The following is a 22,894-nucleotide window of genomic DNA, read 5'->3' on the forward strand; positions in this document are numbered from 1 at the left end:
ACAGGCTGACAAGGAACCGCCCCCGATGCAGACTTTCGAACAAGACACCGCACACACCGGGGACCATCGCCCCCTGACCGCCATCATACTCGGCGGATTATTCACCGCGCTCGGCGGCGGGCTTTTCGCGTTCACCATTCCGCTACTCAGCCTGGATGAACGAATAAGCGGCGCATGGCTCGGCACTGCCTTTGCCGGCTACTATCTGGCAAAACTTCTGGTCGCTCCGCTCTCCGGCATGGCCGCAGACCGATTCGGTCCCCGACGCGTCCTCACTCTGGCCATGGGAATCGGATGTCTCATCCCCCTGTGTTATTTCCTCGTCCCCGAACTGAGCACCCTGTACGCCATTCAGGTCATCATGGGCATTGTTCTCGGACTGGTCCGCCCCGTGGGCATGGCCACGCTGGGCAGCACCGGCTCAGGCTCGGCCCTGTCCCGTCGATTTGCCATCCATGCAGCGGCATTCAGTGGCGCAGCGTTCATCGGGCCGATTCTGGGAAGCCTGCTCTATTTCAACCGATCAATGGAACCAGTCCTTCTCGGACTCGCGGCCTGCCTTGGCCTTGCCACACTGATGACTATGTGGCTCCTGCCCTCAAAGATAACCACCATCCGTCCCGAAGAACCGAAAACACCGACACTCCACCGGGCCGGAGACACGGCGACCGCACTCTTCATCGCCCTGAGCGGTCGCACACTCGGTATCGGCCTGCTCACGGCATTCTATCCCATCCTGCTGGCCAATACCCTTGGCCGCAATGGATTGACCATCGCTTTCATCTACGCCATCCCGGGACTGGCGACCTTTTTGGGACTCACCGTCTCCGGTCGATTCTCCACCCGAAAACCGGATCTCGACAGGGTGGCATTCGGCATGATGCTCAGTGCAGGAAGCCTGTTCATGCTCGGCTCCAGCAGTCAGGCCTGGCAATTCATCACCTTCGGCACCCTCATGGGATTGGGGGCCGCCCTGTCCATCCCGCCATCCATGGCCCTTGCCGCCACGCTCTCCCAACGACAAGGAGTGCTCTTTGGCGCAGCAAACACGGCATCCGGTCTCGGTTTTCTGTTCGGCCCCCTGTTGGGCGGCGTGCTCATACAGATATTCCATTCCCTGGTCCCGGCCATGCAGGTGGCGGCCGCTCTCGGCGCACTAGCCTGTCTCCCCCTGATCGCCATCACACTCAGGGACCATTTCTATTGGAGTGGGACACAGTCAAAAGGCATCACGATATTCCTCGCACTCTTACTCATTGTCATCATGGGATTTTCCCTGACTGCGCAAACCGAAAAAACAACGTTTGGCAAGGACCTGTATAAATTCACCGACGTGGCCATGGGGACCATCGTCAACCTCACCATCGAAGCCCAAAATGAAAAGACAGCCTCGGACGCGGCCAAAAAGACCATGTCCGCCATCTGGGCCTATCAACAGGACCTCGATCATCGAAACCCTGAAGGGTCCATCGGACGAATCAATCGCAGCGCGGGAGTTTCCTGGGTCAAACCCACTCCCCGGGCATTCGACGTGCTCCAGCGAGCTTTTACAGTCAGCGAACACAGTCAGGGCGTCTTTGACCCCACGATCGGTGCATTGACCACAACGCCACTCTACTTTGCCCTCGATGAAACAGTGGCCCACGCCAAATCACCGCTCGTGGACTATCGACAGGTTCTGTTCGACATCCCGGGAAGACGTGTCAAACTCAAAAAAAAGGGAATGGCTCTGGACCTCGGTGGCATCGCCAAGGGAACCATTGTCGATGCCGCAGTCGCGCTGTTGCGAAAACAGGGAATTCAATCCGGTATTGTCGAAGCCGGAGGCGATTTCTACTGCTTCGGAAAAAGGGACTGGACTGTCGGTATTCGCCATCCTCGCAACTCAGCCGAAATACAGACCATCAGCATACGGGAAAAAGGCGTCTGCGGATCTGGTGATTATCAACAATTCATCACCACGAAAAAAGCAGGAAAAACCATCACCCGACACCACATCATCAATCCATCCACCATGGAATCAGCACACAAGTCCCTTGGTGTGACCGTTGTCGCGAATTCGGCAGAACAGGCGGACGTCCAAGCCACGACCCTATTCATCATGGGACCGGCCCAAGGAACGGACTACCTCAAAAAACACGCTCCAGACAGCAAGGCCATCTGGTTCCTGCCCAACAATACCGTCGCCACGACCAAGAATTTTCCTTGAGTACCTCCCAAATGTGAATTTCGGTATTGTATTTGCTAGGTACCTGACAGAAAGAAAAAACCTGTGTATAAAAAACCATGCAAATACAATACATTTCGCCCAAAACAGCCACTGCGCCCCATATTTTGACGTTTCCAATAGGCGGAAATCCGCTGATTGAGAGCTGTCTTCTCTGGCGAAATCAGGCCCCACCATGCATCCACAGGGAAGGACAAGATCAATGAACGCCTTCAACGAAATAAAATTCAACGCCCCGACCGTGATCTTTGTTCTGTTGCTCCTCTTTGGTCTGCCGTTTCTGGTCGGGCTGCTCGTCCAGTACAATTACATTCAAGACTTGGAACGCGTTTCCAATGAACGGCTGACATTATATGAAATGACGCTCGAATCAGAGCTGCAAAAATACGAATACCTGCCCTATCTGATTTCGGAAAACGGCAAGGTCTCCACTTTCCTCGCCAAGGGCGGCGACCAGTTGCCGATCAACAAATTCCTCTATCGAGTCAACACCATTGCCGGGTCGTCCGTGGTGTACATCATCGGAACAAACGGTATCGTCCGTGCGGCAAGCAACTGGGACATGCCAAAGAATTTCATCAACCTCGATCTCAGTTTCCGCCCCTATTTCAAGGATGCGATGAGCGGTAAGGAAGGCAAGTTCTTCGGGGTGGGTATCACTGCCGGAGAACCAGGGTTCTACACCTCACACCCCATCATTCACAAAGGGAATATCATCGGCGTCGCTGTGGCAAAGATTGCCCTGTCACCTCTGGAACATCTGTGGAGGGAAGGCGGCGAAACGCTTTTTGTCTCGGATTCAAACGGGGTGATCGTCCTGACCAGCCGTCCCAATTGGAAATACAAGACCCTCACGCCACTTGATGCCGCGATTCTCAAAAGAATTCACGACCGGGAACACTATCCCGGATTCCAACTCAAACACCTGCCGTCCTATTCACGGACACGGCTCGGGTCCGTCGAGGAACTGACCATCGGCAAGGAACGATTCCTCAATAACGCCCGGGGTATTCCCGGCACGGATTGGAAAATAAGTTATCTCACCCCGCAAGGGCCTTTATGGGAACGGACACTGGGCATCTCACTCACCACCTTTGTCCTGTTGGGTCTCGGCATCCTCACCCTGCTTTTTTTCCGGGAACGACAACAGAAAAAACTGTCGCGTCAGCAAGCGGTCGAAGCGAGCAACATTCGCAACATGAACCGACAACTCGCTCTGGAAATCGAAGAGCGAAAACGAACCGAGCATGAACTTCGGGCCGCACAAGAAGAACTGGTTCAAGCGGGGAAACTAGCCGCATTGGGTGAAATGGCCACGGCCATCGCCCATGAACTGAATCAACCCATTGCCGCCGTCAAGACCTATATCGCCAGTTGTCGGCTCATGCTCAAACGCGACAAGCTGGATGACCTCGATCCCACCTTGAAAAAGGTCTCTGATCTAGGCGATCGCATGGCCAAAGTCACCGGGCAACTCAAATCATTTGCCCGGCGATCGCTGGATATGAACGTCGAATTCGACCTCCGTCAGGCCATCAAGGAAGCCATGAACCTCATGAAACATCAGTTTCTCGTGGAAAATTGCTACCTCCGACTCTCCATGCCCGGCCATCCCGTACTGATCCTCGGCGATCGGATGCGATTGGAACAGGTACTCATCAACCTTTTCAGAAACGCATTGGACGCATTACAGGAGACGGAGTCACCATTCATCGGCGTCAAACTGAGCATGGAAAACGACATGGCCGTCATACGTGTCTGGGACAATGGTCCCGGCATTGCCGAAGAAGTTGGAAAGAAAATATTCGAGCCGTTTGTCACCACCAAGAAAGAAGGCATTGGCGTCGGACTCGGACTGTCCATTTCCTTCAAAATAATCAAAGACATGAAGGGGAACTTTCTCGTGGCAAACAGAGCACCGCATGGTGCCGAGTTCTTTGTCCAGATTCCCTTGTCGAAAAACCAACAGAAAAGAGAATCATGAAACACGTCATTCTCGTCGACGACGAACAATCTGTCCGGGACTCAGCCAGACAATGGCTTGAGCTTTCAGACTTCGAAGTCACGGATTTCGCTGACGCCCAAGACGCGCTCAAAGAAGTCACGCCGGACTATGCGGGAATCGTCCTTACCGATGTCAAGATGCCGGGACTCGATGGGCTTGGTCTTCAAAAAAAAATCGCAGCCATCGACCCACATATCCCCGTTGTCCTCTTCACCGGCCATGGAGACATTGCCATGGCTGTCGAAGCCATTCAGGGCGGCGCATACGACTTTGTGGAAAAACCGTTCGACCCGGAACGCATTGTGGAAACCATAAAACGGGCCTTGGAAAAACGCCGGTTGATCCTTGAAAACCGCCATCTCAAAATGGCCCTGTCCGACTGCGAAGGGATAGACTCCCGACTGGTCGGCACAAGTCAACCCATGCGGGATCTGAAACAGGAAATCACCCACATTGCCCCGACCATCGCCAATGTCCTCATTGCTGGCGAAACTGGAACAGGCAAGGAAGTCATTGCCCGCTCAATTCACAACCTGTCATCGTTGAAAAAAGGGCCTTATTTAGCACTCAATTGCGCGACCATTCCCGTGGCAATGGCCGAAAGCGAACTCTTCGGTCATGTTTCCGGAGCCTTTACCGGGGCCAACGGGAAACGGATGGGCAAACTGGAGGCGGCCAATGGCGGCACGCTGTTTCTGGATGAATTGAACTCCATGCCCATGGACGTCCAAGGAAAACTTCTACGCGCGCTGGAAATGCGAGAAATAACCCCTCTGGGGGCAAACAGCTCAAAATCAGTCAATTTCAGATTGATTTCCGCCATGAATGAAGATCCACGCACAGCCATCGAAGAAGGTCGGCTTCGCGAAGACCTCTATTTCAGAATCAATACCGTCAAAATCAATGTCCCCCCCCTACGAGACCGAAAAGACGATATTCCGCTGCTTTTCTCCTTCTTCCTGGAAAGGGCTGCGGACACGTATGGCATGAGTATGGAACCGCTGGGGCCGGAAAGCCTGCCACTCATGATAAGCCACGATTGGCCTGGCAATGTCCGAGAACTCAAAAGCATGGCGGAACGCTATATTCTCTCTCCCCTCCCGCCCAAAAAACGAATTCTCAAACTCATGTCCGCCAAGCTCGGAGAAAACCCGCCATCTGCCGTTTCACTCAAAGAACAGGTGGCCCTGTTCGAACGGCATCTGATCCAGGAATCCCTCGCCCGCAATGGCGGCGTCATCAAGGATGTCATTGCCGATCTGGACACCCCTCGCCGCACTCTCAATGAAAAAATGGCCAAATACGGTCTGAAACGATCTGAATAAGCCTCCTGTCGGCGGATTTTTGCTCATACCTCTTTTCGAGGTGGCGAAAATCCGCCGATTTCTATTTTTCCCTCAAATTATACGCCTTGAATTAAACGGCTTTTTCCATAAATCCAGAATGGCACACCTGTTGCTCATGGGTTCACTGTTGCGATCCATCTCTTTCCAAAGAGTCCGATACCGGACCGCGAACTGTGCCAAGCCGGCATGAACGTCTGCATTCAGGCACGCGTCCAAACCATCCGGATTCACGCACAACGGTTGATGAGGCAGTGGCTAGTCCCAATTCATATCAATCAGGAACAACAGGTGAAGAATGATGAAAACCTTTACGACATCCGTCCCAGGCGTGTCCCGCACAGATGCCAGCCTTGATTGGCTTCAGATGCTGACGGGAGCAAGTCTGATTCTCTTCATGTGGTGTCACATGTTGCTTGTTTCTTCGGTCGTTATTTCTCCGAAGATCATGAACGCCATCGCGTACTTCTTCGAAGCGACGTACATGGCTCAGGTTGGCGGACCTCTTATCTTTTTAACTTTCCTGGTGCATTTCGTCCTCGCTGCGCGAAAAATTCCCTTCCGTGCGGAAGCGCAGACCACTATCTGGCAACATGCCAAAATGATGAACCATCGCGACACATGGCTCTGGGTTGTCCAGGCCGTCACCGCCATGATTATTCTGATTCTGGGTGCCACACACATGTGGGTTGTTCTCAACGACCTGCCTATCACCGCCGCAAAATCCGCAGCTCGGATGCAGCACTTCTGGTGGTTCATTTTTTATATGATCCTCCTCCCCTGCGTCGAGTTGCACGTCAGTGTTGGTTTCTACCGCATCGCCGTGAAATGGGGATTCGTCAAATCCGAACAACGGAAAGGCTTCAAGTTCTGCGAAACGACCTTGTTCTGCATCTTCATGGCCATCGGCATCATCACCCTGATCCGCTTTGTAACGTTAGGCTAACGAGGAGCATCCAATGCAAACATATTATACTGATTTGCTCGTCATCGGGGCCGGACTCGCCGGAGAGCGCGTCGCCTGTGAGGCAGCACAAAATGGCTTCAAAGCCACATGCCTTTCCATCGTCCCGGCGAGGCGTTCTCACTCATCAGCAGCACAGGGCGGTATGCAGGCGGCCCTCGGCAACTGCGCCAAAGGCGAAGGAGACAACACAGACGTCCACTTCCTCGACACCGTCAAAGGGTCCGACTGGGGCTGTGACCAGGAAGTCGCCCGTCTTTTCGCTGACGCCGCTCCCATCGAAATGCGTCGTCTCGCCCACTGGGGTGTGCCGTGGAACCGTGTTGTTCCCGGCAAATCCTTTTTCTTCAAAGGCGGCGAAAAATTTGAGAAATTCGAGAAAAAGGAAAATGAAGGTCTGATCACGGCCCGGTCCTTTGGTGGCACCGCCAAATGGCGTACCTGCTATACTTCGGACGGCACCGGCCACGCAGTCATGTGCACCATGGACAACCGTTGTGCCGAGCTGGGCATCGATGTCTTCGACAAAAAAGAAGCCATCTCCCTCATTCATGATGGCGAAACCTGCATGGGCGCAGTAGTTCGCTGCTTGCGCACCGGCAAGCTCGAAGTCCATCTGGCCAAGGCCACAGCCATCTGTACAGGTGGTTTCGGTCGCATTTACAAGGCCACCACCAACGCAGTCATCTGCGACGGCGGCGGTCACATCATCGCCCATGAAACCGGCATCGTCCCTATCGGCAATCCCGAATCCATCCAGTTCCACCCGACAGGCATCGTCCCCACGGATATCCTCGTCACCGAGGGCTGTCGCGGTGATGGCGGAACCCTGCTCGACTGCAACGAAGAACGGTTCATGAACATCTACGAACCGGACAAGGCCGAACTCGCATCCCGCGACGTCGTGTCCCGCTGGATGACCCATCACATGCGTGAAGGCAAAGGCGTCAAGTCTCCTTACGGCGAACACCTCTGGCTCGATATCCGTCACCTTGGCGACAAGCACATCTCCACCAAACTCCGCGAAGTCGATGAGATCTGCCACCACTTCCTCGGTGTCGATCCCCGGACGGAACTCATTCCAGTCCGCCCGACCCAGCACTACACCATGGCTGGTATCCGTACCAACAAAGACGGCGCAGTCTACGGTCTCAAGGGCCTGTACTCGGCCGGTGAAGCAGCTTGTTGGGACATGCACGGCTTCAACCGCCTGGGCGGAAACTCCCTCGCTGAAACCGTGGTCGCCGGTGGAATCATCGGAAACAAAATCGTCGAATTCCTCAGCGGCTACGAAACCAAGATCGATACAAAAATCGTTGCTTCGGAAGTCAAACGCCAGGAAGAACGAATTCACGACATCACCCATGGCCGCAATGGCAAGCTGAATGTCTATGACGTTCGCAACGAAATGCAGGAAGCACTGATGAGAGGCTGCTTTGTTTTCAGAAACAAGGAAGGCTTGGAAGAATGCGTCTCAACCCTGCAAGGCACCATGGAAAAATCGCGCAAGGTCGCTTTGGTCTCCAACGGCGCTGGTCCCAACCATGAATTGGCTGCGGCACTCAAGCTCGAAGGCCAGGTCAGACTCGCCATGTGTATCGCCCAGGCAGCCTTGATGCGGACAGAATCCCGTGGTTCACACAATCGTGAAGACTTCCCTGAACGAAATGACGCCGAATGGCTCAATCGGACACTCGCCTACTGGCGTGAAGGCGCGGACATGCCCGAACTGCAATACGAAGACACCACCCCTGTCTTTGAGTTGCCTCCGGGTGACCGCGGTTATGGAGGCGGAACCATCATCCCGGCTGACGAAAAGTATGTGAAGGATCGTGTCATCGACAGTCCCGTCACAGAAATCGGCAAGAAGAAGTAACCCGGATCAAGGAAGGAATGTATCATGGGTAGACAATTAAAATTCGAGATATTCCGGTATAATCCAGAAGTCAAAGGAGACGTCCCGCACATGCAGACGTACACCCTTGACGAAACCCCCAACATGACCTTGTTCATTGCACTGAACAGGCTGCGTGAAGAGCAGGACCCGAGCCTCGTGTTCGATTTCTGCTGCCGCGCCGGCATCTGCGGAGCCTGTGCCATGGTCATCAACGGTCGCCCCGGTCTGGCGTGTCAGACCAAAACCAAAGACCAGCCCGGCAAGATCATCCTGCACCCCCTGCCGGTTTTCAAATTGATAGGCGATCTGTCTGTCGACACCGGCGTCTGGTTCCGCGAGATGTACAGCAAAACCGAATCATGGGTTCACACGTCCAAGGTCTTCGACCCCAAGGCGAAAGAAGAACGCATGGACAATGAAGTCGCCGAACAGGTGTACGAACTTGAACGGTGCATTGAATGCGGTTGTTGCGTTTCTGCGTGTGGTACCGCAAGGTTGCGTGACGATTTCATGGGAGCAGCTGCTCTCAACCGTATCGCCCGCTTTGTGGTGGACCCCCGCGACGAACGCGACGACGAACAGTACTTTGAAATCATCGGCAATGACCAAGGCATCTTCGGTTGCATGGGCCTGTTGGCCTGCGAAGACGTCTGCCCCAAGGGGTTGCCCTTGCAAAATCAGCTCGGTTTCCTGCGCCGCAAGATGGGCATCACCGCAATGAAGCAAATCTTCAGGAAGAAATAAAATGCGTACCATACAGACTCACGACATTATCGATGCAGTGGCCAACATGTGTATTCACAGTAACGTTGAACTTCCGGCCGATGTCCGGACCAAACTGGAAGAGGCCATGGCCAATGAGACCAGCCCCTCTGCCAAAGAAGTACTTCGCCAACTTTTGGAAAACGCCGACCTGGCCCAAAACACCAAACTCCCCTTGTGTCAGGACTGCGGTTTAGCCGTCCTCTTCGTGGAAGTCGGCGAAGACGTCCGCATTGAAGGCGGCGGTCTCCGTGACGCCATCAATGAAGGCGTTCGCAAAGGCTATGACGAAGGGTTCCTGCGCAAATCCGCGTGCGATCCGCTGACCCGGGCCAACACCGGCGACGGCACACCAGCCGTCATCCACTTTGACTTCGTTCCCGGCGACACGCTGAAAATGTCCTACATGGCCAAGGGTGGCGGTGCCGAGAACATGTCTCGCGTCACCATGCTGGCCCCGGCACAAGGATGGGAAGGCATCAAGGAATTCGTCATCAACCGAGTGGCCGAAGCCGGTCCCAACCCGTGTCCGCCAACCGTCATTGGTATCGGCATCGGTGGAACCTTTGAACACGCCGCCAAGATTGCCAAGAAATCACTGCTTCGCAAACTGGACGACACCCACCCTGATCCGGACATTGCTGCCAAGGAAAAGGAATTGGAAGATGCGCTCAACGCCCTCGGGATCGGTCCCATGGGCTTAGGCGGTAAAACTACTGTTCTCGGCGTCAAGATCACCATGGAACCATGCCATCTGGCGAGCCTCCCCCTGGCGGTCAACGTCCAATGTCATTCCCAACGACATGAGGAGGTCATACTGTAATGACAGAATACGCACTGAACACCCCGTTGACCGATGAAGACATCTCCCAGCTACACGCTGGCGACGTCGTCTTCCTCTCCGGTACCATTTATTCAGCCCGCGACGCGGCCCACAAAAAGCTCGTCGATCTGCTCGACGCAGGCAAGGAATTGCCCTTCAAGCTGGAAGGCGCGGCCATCTACTATGTCGGTCCCAGCCCGGCCCCTCCGGGTCGCCCCATCGGCGCAGCCGGTCCGACAACCAGTTACCGGATGGATTCCTACGCCCCTCGCCTCTATTCCCTCGGCCTCAAGGCATCCATCGGCAAAGGCAAACGGAACGCCGAGACCAGACAGGCCATGCAGGACCATACCGCGGTCTACTTTGGCGCCACCGGCGGAGCCGGAGCACTGCTCTCCAACTCCATCGTCGAGTCCAATGTCATCGCCTTTGACGAACTCGGCCCCGAAGCCGTCCGAGAGATGAAAGTCAAGGACTTCCCCCTTCTCGTCATCAACGACGCCCACGGAAACGAACTCTATGCAGTTCCGGATCTGAAAGCTGCCGGCATTAAATAAACAACAGTTTAAAGGAGATAAAAATGGCTCTGTTCACCAAAGAAGAAGCGCTGCATTATCACTCCACCGGGAGAAAAGGCAAAATCGAAGTCGTTCCCGTCAAACCGTGTGTCACCCAGAAACAATTGTCCATGGCATACAGCCCGGGCGTTGCCGAAGCATGTCTGGCCATCGCCGACGATGCCACCAAATCCTATGAATACACCGGCCGTGGCAACCTGGTCGGCGTCGTGTCCAACGGCACCGCAGTACTGGGCCTCGGCAATATCGGCCCTGCCGCAGGCAAGCCAGTCATGGAAGGCAAAGGCGTCCTGTTCAAGGTTTTCGCGGATGTCGATGTCTTTGATATCAACCTCGACTCAAACGACCCCGACCAGATTTGCGAAATCACCAAGGCCCTGGAACCGACCTTCGGCGGGATCAACCTCGAAGACATCAAGGCCCCGGAATGCTTCTACATCGAAGAGAAGCTGAAAAAAGAAATGAACATCCCGGTCTTCCATGATGATCAGCATGGAACCGCCATCGTCACCGCCGCCGGCATGATGAATGCCCTCGAAATCTCCGGCAAACAGGCCAAAGACCTGCGCGTCGTGGTTTCCGGTGCTGGTGCGGCTGCCATCGCCTGTACCAACCTGTATCGCGGCATGGGCGTTGCTTTCGAAAACATCGCCATGTTCGACTCCAGGGGCCACATCAACAAGGGTCGGACCGACCTGAATGAATTCAAGCAACAGTATGCGACCGAAGTGGAATACGCCTCTCTGGGCGACGCCATGAAAGGCGCGGATGTCTTCCTTGGTCTGTCCAAGGGTGGCGTGGTCAGCAAGGACATGGTCAAATCCATGTCAGACAACTGCCCGATCATCTTCGCCTGCGCGAATCCGAATCCGGAAATCACCTATGACGATGCCAAGGAAGCCCGCCCGGATTGCATCATGGGCACAGGCCGTTCCGATTACCCCAACCAGGTCAACAACGTCCTTGGTTTCCCCTTCATCTTCCGAGGTGCTCTGGACTGCGAAGCCACTGCCATCACCGAAGAGATGAAGATCGCCGCGGCCCAGGCCCTGGCTGATCTCGCCAAAGAGGAAACACCGAAATACGTCTGTGAAGCCTTTGGCGTAGACACACTGGAATTCGGCATCGACTACGTCATCCCGAAGGCCCTCGACCTTCGCCTGATCGAACACGTATCCGTGGCAGTCGCGAAAGCGGCCATGGACGGCGGCGTTGCCCGTAAAAAACTCGATCTCGACGAATACAAAATAAGCCTGCGTACACGTATCGCAGACTCGGCAGCCCGTATCGGCACCTTTGTCGAATCATACAATCTCGACCTGTAAGAGCCACCCCACCGGGCAGGGAGTTGCGGACCTGCCCGGTTTCTCGAACCCTTCTACCGTATCCTTCACAGGATACTCTCGTCCGAAACGCGGCAAATAACCGCACCAAAACATTGAGGTGAACATGAGTGATACAACAAAAGACAGCGGAAGCGGCAAAAGGATTGGGTTCTTTCTCGGACCAATCGTTTTTGTCATCATGTTGATGGTGCCCGCGCCAGAAGGCATGAAAATCGAAGCATGGCGAGTGGCTGCCGTTACCGCACTCATGGCTATCTGGTGGATCACTGAAGCGATCCCCATTCCAGCAACATCCCTGATGCCTATTGCTCTTTTCCCACTCCTGGGAGTCATGAAATCAAATGCCGCCACAGCACCATACGCCAACCATCTCATCTACTTGTTCATGGGTGGATTCTTCCTGGCCGTGGCCATGGAACGATGGAACCTGCACCGTCGCGTGGCGCTGCACACCATTCGTCTGGTCGGCACCAGTCCGAGTCGAATGATTATGGGCTTCATGCTTGCGACGGCATTCCTGTCCATGTGGGTTTCGAATACTGCCACAACCATGATGATGGTCCCCATCGGCCTGGCCGTTATCCAGCAGGCAACAGGCTTCGACTCTCAGACATTGCGGACCTCGACATCAAATGGTCCCGAATTCAACTTCGGAAAAGGCCTCATGTTCGGTATCGCCTACTCCGCGTCCATGGGTGGCGTCGCGACCATCATCGGTACACCTCCAAACACCATCATGGTCGGCATGGTCGAAAAACTCTTCGGCGTTGAAATCGGCTTTGGCCAATGGATGATGTTTGGCGTTCCTCTTTCGGTCGTCATGCTCGCTCTCTCCTGGGTTTTGCTGACAAAGATCCTGTTCCCCACAGGCAACATGCAGATCGCTGGTGGAGACTCCATCATCAGCAAAGAAATCGACAAACTCGGTCCCATGAGTTCCGAAGAAAAGAAAATCGTGCTGGTCGGCAGCTTTGTCGCCACTTTCTGGTTGGCCCGAGGCTTCCTCAAGAAAGCACCTTTCGTCCTCGATATCATGCCCAACTTTGGCTACATCCACGATGCGACCATCGGTATCCTCGGCGCATTGATCCTGTTTGCCATTCCCACCAACTTCAAAAAAGGTGAATTCCTTCTGGATTGGAAGACAGCCGTCAAAATTCCCTGGGATGTCATCCTCCTTTTCGGTGGGGGTCTCGCCATTGCCAACGGATTTGCCAAAACGGGCCTGGCAACCTACATCGCCAGCCAGCTTGGCGGTCTCGCCGGTTCCAGCCTCATCGTTTTCGTGGCAGCCGTTGTCCTGATAACGATCTTCCTGACTGAAATCACGTCCAATACGGCCACGGCCACCCTGCTCGTTCCCATCATGGGCAGTGCCGCCATTGCCATGGGCGTCCATCCATACGCGACCATCGTCGGCGCCTGCGTCGCAGCGTCTTTCGCCTTCATGCTCCCGGTCGCCACACCGCCCAACGCCGTTGTTTTCGGCAGTGGCTGTATCACGATCAAACAAATGGCTAAAGCCGGACTCTGGCTGAACATATTGGGAACGGTCCTGATTACGGCCTTTGTCGTCTACCTCTTGCCGGCCGTCTGGGGCATCGACCTCTCTATCGTACCGGACTGGGGCATTATTCCCAAGTAATCAACCTCTGTCTGCGAGCGGTCATTTGACCGCTCGCAGACACACCCGTTCCTTCAAACTGACACATTTTGAACAGCCGTTTTCCAACGGCGGAGAGGAAAGATGCGTTCAAATTCCAAAATACTTCCGGTCATTCTGGCCACGATTCTGCTTCTGGCCGTGGCTGTTGTCGGATACATCCAGACAGGTAAAACGCAGCCGATGCCCGTGCGCATCCTATTCAAAAACAATGGCGGAAAAGTGCTCTTTTCCCATCTCGTTCATCACAGGGATTATCAAATCGACTGTGCGTCTTGCCATCACGACTCGGAACATTCGACCATCACCATGGACGATCAGGCTCTGGCCTGCGGTTCATGCCACCCGAATGAATTCAACGAAAATTTCATTGAAGACCACATGGACTCATTCCCGGATGAATCCTATTGCGTCCGGTGCCATCACACGGAATACGACACGGTCATCTTCAATCATGAGGAACACACCGAGTACGCGTCCGAATGTTATGACTGCCACCACGGCGAAGAAATCGAACCCGAACCCCAAAAATGTACCAATTGCCACAAGGCCGACGGTTCGGGCGATCTCATTTCCATGCGACTGGCCGGGCACCAAAGCTGCGGTTCATGCCATGAGGACATGTTCGACAAGGGCTTGTCCAGTTGCAAATCCTGCCATCGTTCTGTGGATATGACGCAGTACGACGGGGACTATTCCTCCTGCGATTCCTGTCATGAAGCCGAACCGAGAGAACTGGTCCTTCCCCGCATGAACGCCTTCCATGACCAATGCATGTCCTGCCACGAAGAAATGGGTGCCGGACCATACGGTCCCGACAACTGCAAACAATGCCACATCAGCAGGTAGACCGATTATGAAAACGCAAACGACACACTCCACTGTTCAGGCGGAAATCCCTCTGAGCCGGTGCTGCCCTCTCGTGACGTGCGGACAAGCCGTCAAACAAGGGGAACGTATCGCCACATCAAACGTCCCTGAAAAAGGCGATATCCATGCTCCTTTTGCCGGAAAAGTCGTCCATGTGGACCCATTTCGCATTCGCATAGACCAAGAAGAAGGCGACACGGTACAGCCTGTTTCTTTCGACGGTCTGAATGCCGAAGAACTCTCTGCGAAACTCCACGAACTCGGCGCGGACATCCCCCCGAGCACTGACGTGGATACCCTGATATTCAATGCGGTAGACGCGGAACAAGGGATTGTCAGTCGCCGCACGCTCCTGCAAAACGCTCACGAGACATTGGAACGCGGTGCCCAGGCACTTGCCGACGTCTATCATCCCATGACCACAACCATGGCCGTGGTTGACGGAGTGAGCACCAGCTTGAACAAAGCAACGACACACGTCATCTCAGAGCAATACCCCGCAGGACTTGATCCATTGGTCGCCAAGGCCGTGACAGGGATCGAAGCCCCGGAAAAGACCCTCGTCATCGGGCTTGAGACCGTCTTTCATGTCGGTCGAATCATGGAAACCGGACTGCCTGTCATGGAAACCATGGTCACCATCCAGGAAAACGGAAAACTGGTGCCCCTCGGCACACCTGTCGGAGCCATCCTCGACGAGGCACACGAACCCGTCAACGACCATGACCGCATCATCCTTGGCGGCGTGCTTCGGGGGACGGCTGCCGCATCTCCCACACAAGGAGTGGATCGCGCCACCAGCGCGGTGACGGTCATCAGCAACCCGGCTCCCGTCGCTCAGGATGCAGCGTGTGTAGGATGTGGCGAATGTGTCCGACGCTGTCCGGCCCGGCTCGATCCCGCGATGATTACCAGTTACGCGGAATTCGGCATGTACGACAAGGCGGCCGCCGCTCATGTGGGAACCTGTTTCGAATGTGGTCTGTGCGGATTTTTCTGCATCGCTCATCGACCCATGCTTCAATACATCCGTCTCGCCAAAAGCGAACTGGCGATGGCAGCGGCACAGGCCGGGGAGGAAAACTAGCCGTGAAACCACTCAATCCATTTACCCTGACAGTCTCTGTCCCACCCCACCGCCATTGCGGTACCACCGTGCGGGACAGGATGCTCAACATCCTCATTGCCATGGTCCCGGCCGCCGTCATGGCCTATGCCACCTTTGGCATGATCGCGGTGCAGGTCATGGCCCTGTCCATGGCAACCGCAACGCTGACCGAACTGGTCTGTGACCGCCTCATGGGACGAGAAAGCGACATCCACAACCTGAACGCCTTTACCGTGGGCCTCTGTTTCGCCTTTCTCCTTCCGGCCTCGGCACCCTGGTGGCTGGTCATCACCGGCAGTGCCGCCTCCATCATTTTGGGAAAAATGGTCTTCGGTCCCTTGGGAGGCAGCCCCTTCTGTGCGCCGTTGGTCGGCTGGGCAATCTGCCGAATCTCCTGGCCCGGATTCATGGACATTGACGCTTCCATGCTCGCAACGGACCTGACATACCCCTTGGCCCAGCTCAAGAACTTCGGTTTGGATGCGATACAGATCACAGACACCAAACAGCTCTTTCTCGGCAAACAGCTCGGCGGACTGGGTGCGGTTCAAATTGCCGGAGTGCTGCTGGGCGGCATGTTCCTGGTGATGCGCAAACACATCTCGTCCATCATCCCGGTCGGCGTTCTCGCCGGAGTCAGTCTCACGGCCTGGATGTTCAACATGGCGGACCCGGCGGTCTATGCCTCGCCGGAATTTCACCTGCTGACCGGCTCCACGGTCTTCGGGGCCTTCTTTCTGGCCACAGACGGACCATCATCACCCAACCGACAAATTCCGATGTTGCTCTTCGGCCTTCTGGTCGGCGCGCTCATCATTATCATCCGAGTCTACGGCGCATACCCCGATGGCGTTCCCTTCGCCATCCTGCTTGCCAATCTGTTCACCCCGGTTCTGGAACGTATCCGTCCCAAACCGTTCGGAGTGAGGTAACCCATGAAAGAGATGCTCAAAATGATGGTTGTCCTGTCGCTGATCTGCGGCATTTCAGGGATCACCCTGGCCACACTCAAAAAGGCAACCACCCCCATCATCGAGGAACAGGTGCTCACCTATGTTCAGGCTCCGGCCATCATGTCCGTCCTGGCCGAACACACGAACAACCCGATCAAGGACCGCAAGAAATTCGATGTGGAAGGAAAGACCGTCACCGTCTTTCCCGCCAAGAACAACGGCACCCTCATCGGCGTGGCCTTTGAAACCGCAGGCAAGGGCTATGGCGGCAACATCGGCGTCATGGTCGGCTTTGACATCCAGGCCATGACCCTGTCCGGCATTGGCATCACCACCATGAAGGAAACCCCGGGGATTGGCGCACGCGTGGCTGAACACGGATACACCACCCAGTTCAGGGGCCACTCCATCGACTCCATGCAACTGAAAAAGAAGGGCGGAGACATCGATGCCGTAGCCGGAGCGACCATTTCCTCAACCGGAACAGTCGCCGCCGTGCAGGAAGCCATCACCATTTTCAACACCCTCAAAACGCAATTCGCGGGCGACTGGTCATAGTCGGTCCCCGGTACGGAGCCAGCAATGAATAGATTGTGGAAGGAATTCTCCAAGGGCCTCTGGAAGGACCTGCCCCCATTCAAGCTTGTCCTCGGATTATGCCCGGTTCTGGCCGTCACCAACACGGCCAACAACGGTATGGGTATGGGCTTGGCGGTCATCTTTGTGTTGACCCTCTCCAACTTTGTCGTCGCCCTGTTGCGAAAGATCATTCCGGCCAAGGTGCGCATCGCCTGTTTCATCGCCATTTCCGCCTCACTGGTGGTCGCGGTCGAACTCCTCATGCAGGCCTACGCCTATCCGCTGTATCAACAACTGGGCATCTTTGTTCCGCTGATCGTGGTCAACTGCATCATCCTTGGCCGCGCCGAAGCCTTTGCCTCCAAGAACTCGCCGCTTCTGGCGGTTGCAGATGGACTGGGCATGGGCATTGGTTTCACCATGTCACTGACCTTTCTCGGCGCATTGCGGGAAGTGCTCGGCACAGGAAAGTTATTCGGCGCCAATGTAGCCTGGAACGGTTTCGAGCCGCTGGGAATCATGGTCGAAGCACCAGGAGCGTTCATCAGCCTCGGAATCCTGCTCGCCCTCATGACCTTTGTGGAAAACATCCAACGCAAACGCAAAGGGCTGGCCGCTGTTCAGGCACCGACCCACGACTGCGGCTCCTGCGGCGGATGTGGCACCACCTCCAACAGCTAATTCAGGGAGAATGAACCCATGCAGGAATATTTTCTTCTCTTCATCGGAGCGATGTTCGTCAACAACATCGTTTTGGCACAATACCTCGGCAACTGCCCATTCATCGGAACGTCCAAGGAAACATCCGTGGCGGTCGGCATGGGGGGTGCCGTGGTTTTCGTGGCAGTCATGGCCACAGCCATCACTTGGCTCGTCCAACGCCATATCCTGATGCCGTTTGGTCTGGGATACCTCCAGACACTGGCGTTCATCCTGGTCATCGCCTCACTGGTCCAATTCGTGGAAATGTTTCTCAAAAAGATGATCCCGCCGCTTTACAAATCGTTGGGTATCTTCCTGCCACTCATTACCACCAACTGTGCCGTCATGGGTATCGCACTCATCTGCCAGCGAGAGGAATTCGGTCTGCTGAAATCCATCATGTTCGCCTTTGCCTCGGGCCTCGGCTTCATGCTCGCGCTGGTCCTGCTCGCCGGAATCCGCGAACGACTCGCTGTTCGACGGCTGCCCATGGCCATGCGAGGAACCCCTATCGGTCTGGTCATGGCCGGACTCATGTCACTGGCATTCTTCGCCTTCAAGGGCATGATCTGAGGAAGACAATGATGACACGAAACAGCACATACCGGGCCTGTCCACAGGTATCATTTTTCAACAGAAACCAATCTGTGCAAAGACACCTCAGCCTTCTGCCGCGAATCGGGCAGGGCAACGCATAAAACTTACGGGGAATCAGCAACATGATAGTGACATCGGGACTGACACTTTTCGGCATAGGCCTCGGGGCCGCAGCCATACTGGGCGTCGCTTCGAAACTCCTCTACGTCAAGGAGGACCCACGCATCGCCTTGATTGAAGACAACCTGCCCGGCGCCAACTGCGGCGGCTGCGGATTTCCCGGCTGTTCGGGCGCGGCCGCGGCCATTGTCGCGGGCAAGGCCCCTGCCTCGGTCTGCATCGTCGCGGACGAAGCAACCAGTGCCGTGGTCGCGGGCATCATGGGACAAGAGGTCATCCAGCGCGAACCGGAACTCGCTATCCGCGACTGCACCGGCGGCACCCGCGCCGAAGAAGCCTTCTATTACGAAGGAGCCTTGGACTGCCGGGCTGCGCACCAATTATACGGTGGCTCGAAATCCTGCCCCGAAGGATGTCTCGGCCTCGGGTCCTGCGTGAAAGCCTGTCCGTTCAATGCCATTCACATGGGACCGGACCGGCTTCCCGTCATCGATCCCACCCAGTGCAAGGCCTGTGGCAACTGCGTGGACGCCTGCCCCCGTGGCGTCATCGCCATTTCCGGTCTCTCCGCCCGGTTGCTCCATCTCAATCAGACAACAGACTGTCTGGCTCCCTGTCGTCAGCGATGTCCGGCACAGATCAACATTCCCAAATACATCGAACAGATCAAAGCCGGGGACTATGACGGCGCGGTCATGACGATCAAGGAACGCAATCCCCTGCTCGTGACCTGCGGTCGCGTCTGTCCCCGTCCTTGCGAAACCGAATGTCGTCGGCAATTCGTGGATGACCCCGTGGCCATCAACATGCTCAAACGATTTGTGGCTGACCGGGAACTCCATTCCGGCACCCGGCTGCCCGTCTCCTGCGCCAAGGATACGGACAAGAAGGTCGCGGTCATCGGTGGCGGTCCCGCCGGACTGTCCTGTGCGTATTTTCTCCGCAGACTGGGCCATCACCCAACCATTTTCGACGCCATGCCCAAACTGGGCGGGCAAACCCGCTACGGCATCCCGGAATACAGACTCCCGAAAGCGGATCTCGACTGGGAGATACAAGGCATCCTCGACCTCGGTATCGAGGCGAAGGTCAACACCAAATTTGGCCGGGATTTCACCATTGAAACCCTCAAGGAAGACGGATTCGACGCTGTTTTCATTGGAATCGGGGCCTGGCAGGCTTCGGGAATGTATGCCGAAGGCGAAGATCTTGATGGCGTCATGGGTGGCATCGAATTCCTCACGGCTCACGCCTTGGGACAAAAGCCCGAAACCGGCGATAACGTCATTGTCGTGGGCGGAGGAAACACCGCCATTGACGCGGCTCGGACCTGTGTCCGGCTGGGAGCAAACGTCACGCTCATGTATCGACGGACCAAAAATGAAATGCCGGCGGATATGGAAGAAATCGTCGGAGCCGAAGACGAAGGCGTCCAGTTCAAATTCCTGGCGGCTCCCGCCCGGGTCGTCGGCGATGAAAACGGCAAGGCGACCCATTTGGAATATTACGAAATGGAACTGGGTGAACCCGATGAGTCGGGTCGGCGGCGGCCAGTCAAGAAAGAAGGCTCCGAAGCCCGCATGGTTGCCAGCCTCATCATTCCGGCCATCGGCCAGAAACCCGACCTCGGCTGTCTGTACGACGACAGCGAAACAGGGACCTGTCCGCTGGAAACCACCCGTTGGCAAACCATTGTCGCGGATGAAAATACCTTTGAAACGGCCATCCCCGGCGTGTTCACGGCTGGCGATGTCTACACCGGCCCGGACCTCGTTGTCTCGGCCATTGGTGACGGCCGCAAGGCGGCCCGATCAATCCATTATTACATGACACAGGACCGGATTCCGGTGTCCGAAACAACGCAAAAAGCAATGATTCCATACACGCTCTTCAAGGAAATCGATCATGTGGAACGGAAACAACGGGCTGTCTTGCCCCATCTGTGCCACGGCGATGACCGCAATTGTTCTTTCAATGAAGTCGAAGGCTCCCTGAGTGAAGCCGACGCCCGCGCCGAGGCAGATCGGTGTCTCCGTTGCGGACTGACTTGCTACGATCACGAGACCACTGTTCAGGACAGTGACCCCGAAAACGCCCGAAACTGATGAACACCATGCCCTACGGAGGGCAGCATACCGCCTCGTCCGCCCCAACGAAACGAACGGCGATTGCTCCGGGAGAAGGAGAACACCACCTTCTCCCGGCCCTCCCCCGGCGCACTGGAAGGAAAAAGGCATGTCAAAAAGTCTCTATATCTCAGCGACCGAGGCCCGCAGCGGCAAATCCGCCATTGTTTTAGGCATCATGCATCTGTTGCGTGCCAACCTGCAACGTGTCGCGGTCTTTCGCCCAGTCATCAGCGACCCGGTGAACGGCGGCAAGGATCATGACATTGATCTCATGCTCCGGCATTTCAAACTCGATCAGGAATACGATCAGGCCTACGGCTACACTTTGAGCGAAGCCAGACGGTTGCTGAACAGTGGTCAGGAAGCCTGGCTGCTGGAAAGCATTCTGAACAAGTTCAAGGAGCTGGAAAAGAACTACGATTTCGTGCTTTGCGAAGGTACCGACTACATCGGTGGCAATGCGGCCATGGAATTCGAGATCAACGTATCCATCGTCTCCAATCTCGGCTGTCCGGTCATGTTGATCGTCAACGGTTTGAACAAGACTGAATCCGATCTGGTGGACTCGACACAACGGACCATCAGCCTGTTCGAGGAACGGGGTCTCGAAGTCATGGGGCTTATCGTCAACCGTGCCCGTCCAAACCTGCCGGACACCGTGCTCGAGGACATCACCGCCAAGACAAAGACGTCGCATCCACTGCTCGCCTATGCCATTCCCGACGATAAGCGATTGGGCAATCCCACCATTCACGACGTCATCAAGTGGTTGGATGCCAGCGTGCTGTACGGACATGGCCGCCTCGACACCCAGGTGGACAACTTTGTGACCGCAGCCATGCACATCACCAACTTTCTCAAATACATCCGGGAAGGCAGTCTGATTATCACGCCCGGCGACCGCATGGATATCATTCTGGCCAGTATCTCGTCCCGCCAGTCTTCATCCTATGACAACATCGCCGGCATCGTGCTCACCGGTGGCATTCAGCCGTCTGAAACGGTCCACCGGCTCATTGAAGGATGGACCGGAGTACCACTGCCCATCCTGATTGTTGATGACCACACCTACAAGGCGACCCAGATACTCCAGTCGTTGCACGGGACCATCGATCCCGAACACCCTGCCAAAATCGCGTCCGCCATCGGATTGTTCGAATCCCGGGTGAACATCGAGGAACTCCGCAAACGACTGGTCACGACCGAATCCAAAAAAATCACCCCGTTCATGTTCGAATACAACCTGATTGAAAAGGCCAAGGCTCCACGGCGACACATTGTATTGCCGGAAGGAACCAGCGACCGCATCATTCAGGCCACGGAAATCCTGCAACGGCGCAATGTGGTGGATATCACCCTGCTCGGCGCCCCCGAGACCATCCAGGCCCAGGCCTCCAATCTCGGCGTGAAACTCAACGGCGCGCAATGCGTGAATCCCTCTGATTCTCCGCAATTCGAACACTATGCCGAACACTATTTCGAAGCCCGGAAACACAAAGGCATCCGCATGGAAGACGCCCGGGACCGCATGATGGACCCCACGTATTTCGGGACCATGATGGTCCAGACCGGGGACGCGGACGGCATGGTCTCAGGCTCGATCACGACCACAGCCCAGACCATTCGGCCAGCCTTCGAATTCATCAAGACGAAACCGGATGCCTCCATTGTGTCGTCCGTGTTTCTGATGTGCATGGGAGACCGCGTGGTCTGCTTTGGCGACTGCGCAGTCAATCCGAAACCGGACGCCCAGCAACTTGCTGAAATCGCGCTCAATTCAGCGGAAACGGCCCGGTTATTCGGCATCGCTCCGTATGTGGCCATGCTGTCATACTCAACCGGCGGTTCCGGAACCGGGGCCGACGTGGAAAAAGTAGTTGAAGCCACAGCCATCGCTCGACAACTGGCCAACGAACGCGGTCTGGATATCCCCATTGAAGGCCCGCTCCAGTATGATGCGGCGGTTGACCCGGATGTCGCCCGGACAAAAATGCCGAATTCGGATGTCGCCGGACATGCCACGGTGTTCATTTTCCCGGACCTGAACACCGGCAACAACACCTACAAGGCCGTCCAGCGGTCCGTTCCCGGATCAACGGCCATCGGGCCGGTTCTTCAGGGACTGAACAAGCCGGTGAACGACCTCAGTCGGGGATGCAGGGTTCGGGATATCGTCAATACCGTTGCCATCACCGCCATTCAGGCGCAGACGAAAAAGGACGCATAGC

Annotated in this window: 18 protein-coding genes; all 18 read left to right on the forward strand. The window is 55.7% G+C overall.

The features are described from left to right. Positions 1-25 precede the first annotated feature (25 nt). The 18 genes from GO013_RS03990 to pta all read left to right on the forward strand — a co-directional run bounded on the left by GO013_RS03990 (position 26) and on the right by pta (position 22,893). Positions 26-2,209, forward strand: a complete 2,184-nt coding sequence (locus tag GO013_RS03990; protein ID WP_163808762.1) for an MFS transporter — start codon at positions 26-28, stop codon at positions 2,207-2,209. 220 nt (positions 2,210-2,429) lie between these two features. Beyond that, positions 2,430-4,211: a cache domain-containing protein gene (locus GO013_RS03995; protein WP_163808763.1), complete on the forward strand. Its 1,782-nt coding sequence runs from the start codon at positions 2,430-2,432 to the stop codon at positions 4,209-4,211. Next, positions 4,208-5,557, forward strand: a complete 1,350-nt coding sequence (locus tag GO013_RS04000) for a sigma-54 dependent transcriptional regulator (RefSeq protein ID WP_163808764.1) — start codon at positions 4,208-4,210, stop codon at positions 5,555-5,557. The genes GO013_RS03995 and GO013_RS04000 overlap by 4 nt, the downstream gene beginning before the upstream one ends. Positions 5,558-5,876: 319 nt before the next feature. Further along, a complete protein-coding gene (locus tag GO013_RS04005; RefSeq protein WP_163808812.1) occupies positions 5,877-6,521 on the forward strand; it encodes a succinate dehydrogenase/fumarate reductase cytochrome b subunit in 645 nt (214 codons plus the stop codon). Positions 6,522-6,534: 13 nt separating this feature from the next. Further along, positions 6,535-8,415, forward strand: a complete 1,881-nt coding sequence (locus GO013_RS04010; RefSeq protein WP_163808765.1) for a fumarate reductase flavoprotein subunit — start codon at positions 6,535-6,537, stop codon at positions 8,413-8,415. A 24-nt stretch (positions 8,416-8,439) separates the two neighbouring features. After that, positions 8,440-9,180 (forward strand): fumarate reductase iron-sulfur subunit, encoded by a 741-nt coding sequence (locus GO013_RS04015; protein WP_163808766.1) that lies wholly within the window; start codon positions 8,440-8,442, stop codon positions 9,178-9,180. Position 9,181: 1 nt separating this feature from the next. After that, positions 9,182-10,021 (forward strand): fumarate hydratase, encoded by an 840-nt coding sequence (locus GO013_RS04020; protein ID WP_163808767.1) that lies wholly within the window; start codon positions 9,182-9,184, stop codon positions 10,019-10,021. Further along, positions 10,021-10,578, forward strand: a complete 558-nt coding sequence (locus GO013_RS04025; RefSeq protein WP_163808768.1) for a Fe-S-containing hydro-lyase — start codon at positions 10,021-10,023, stop codon at positions 10,576-10,578. Before GO013_RS04020 ends, GO013_RS04025 begins: the two co-directional genes overlap by 1 nt. Before the next feature lie 23 nt (positions 10,579-10,601). Continuing rightward, complete coding sequence (locus GO013_RS04030; protein WP_163808769.1) at positions 10,602-11,924, forward strand: malic enzyme-like NAD(P)-binding protein; 1,323 nt, start codon at positions 10,602-10,604, stop codon at positions 11,922-11,924. Positions 11,925-12,048: 124 nt separating this feature from the next. Continuing rightward, positions 12,049-13,590: a DASS family sodium-coupled anion symporter gene (locus tag GO013_RS04035; RefSeq protein ID WP_163808770.1), complete on the forward strand. Its 1,542-nt coding sequence runs from the start codon at positions 12,049-12,051 to the stop codon at positions 13,588-13,590. A gap of 102 nt (positions 13,591-13,692) precedes the next feature. After that, positions 13,693-14,457, forward strand: a complete 765-nt coding sequence (locus tag GO013_RS04040) for a cytochrome c3 family protein (RefSeq protein ID WP_163808771.1) — start codon at positions 13,693-13,695, stop codon at positions 14,455-14,457. Positions 14,458-14,464: 7 nt separating this feature from the next. Further along, the gene (locus GO013_RS04045; protein WP_163808772.1) at positions 14,465-15,565 is read left to right on the forward strand and encodes a 4Fe-4S dicluster domain-containing protein; all 1,101 of its coding nucleotides are present in this window, start codon (positions 14,465-14,467) and stop codon (positions 15,563-15,565) included. Positions 15,566-15,567: 2 nt separating this feature from the next. Further along, positions 15,568-16,518 carry an RnfABCDGE type electron transport complex subunit D gene (locus GO013_RS04050; protein ID WP_343219526.1) on the forward strand — a complete coding sequence of 317 codons (951 nt, stop codon included), beginning with the start codon at positions 15,568-15,570 and terminating at the stop codon, positions 16,516-16,518. Positions 16,519-16,521: 3 nt separating this feature from the next. Next, on the forward strand, positions 16,522-17,097 hold the full coding sequence (gene rnfG, locus GO013_RS04055) for an RnfABCDGE type electron transport complex subunit G (protein ID WP_163808774.1): 576 nt from the start codon (positions 16,522-16,524) through the stop codon (positions 17,095-17,097). A gap of 24 nt (positions 17,098-17,121) precedes the next feature. After that, entirely contained in the window at positions 17,122-17,799 is a 678-nt protein-coding gene (locus tag GO013_RS04060; protein ID WP_163808775.1) for an electron transport complex subunit E, read from the forward strand. A gap of 18 nt (positions 17,800-17,817) precedes the next feature. Then, the gene (locus tag GO013_RS04065; protein WP_163808776.1) at positions 17,818-18,393 is read left to right on the forward strand and encodes an RnfABCDGE type electron transport complex subunit A; all 576 of its coding nucleotides are present in this window, start codon (positions 17,818-17,820) and stop codon (positions 18,391-18,393) included. Positions 18,394-18,539: 146 nt separating this feature from the next. Continuing rightward, the gene (locus tag GO013_RS04070) at positions 18,540-20,642 is read left to right on the forward strand and encodes an FAD-dependent oxidoreductase (RefSeq protein ID WP_163808777.1); all 2,103 of its coding nucleotides are present in this window, start codon (positions 18,540-18,542) and stop codon (positions 20,640-20,642) included. Positions 20,643-20,772: 130 nt separating this feature from the next. Then, positions 20,773-22,893: a phosphate acetyltransferase gene (pta, locus tag GO013_RS04075; protein ID WP_163808778.1), complete on the forward strand. Its 2,121-nt coding sequence runs from the start codon at positions 20,773-20,775 to the stop codon at positions 22,891-22,893. The last annotated feature ends 1 nt before the right edge of the window (position 22,894 follow it).

Origin of the sequence: Pseudodesulfovibrio sp. JC047 (assembly GCF_010468615.1) — a bacterium.
Lineage (GTDB): Bacteria > Desulfobacterota > Desulfovibrionia > Desulfovibrionales > Desulfovibrionaceae > Pseudodesulfovibrio.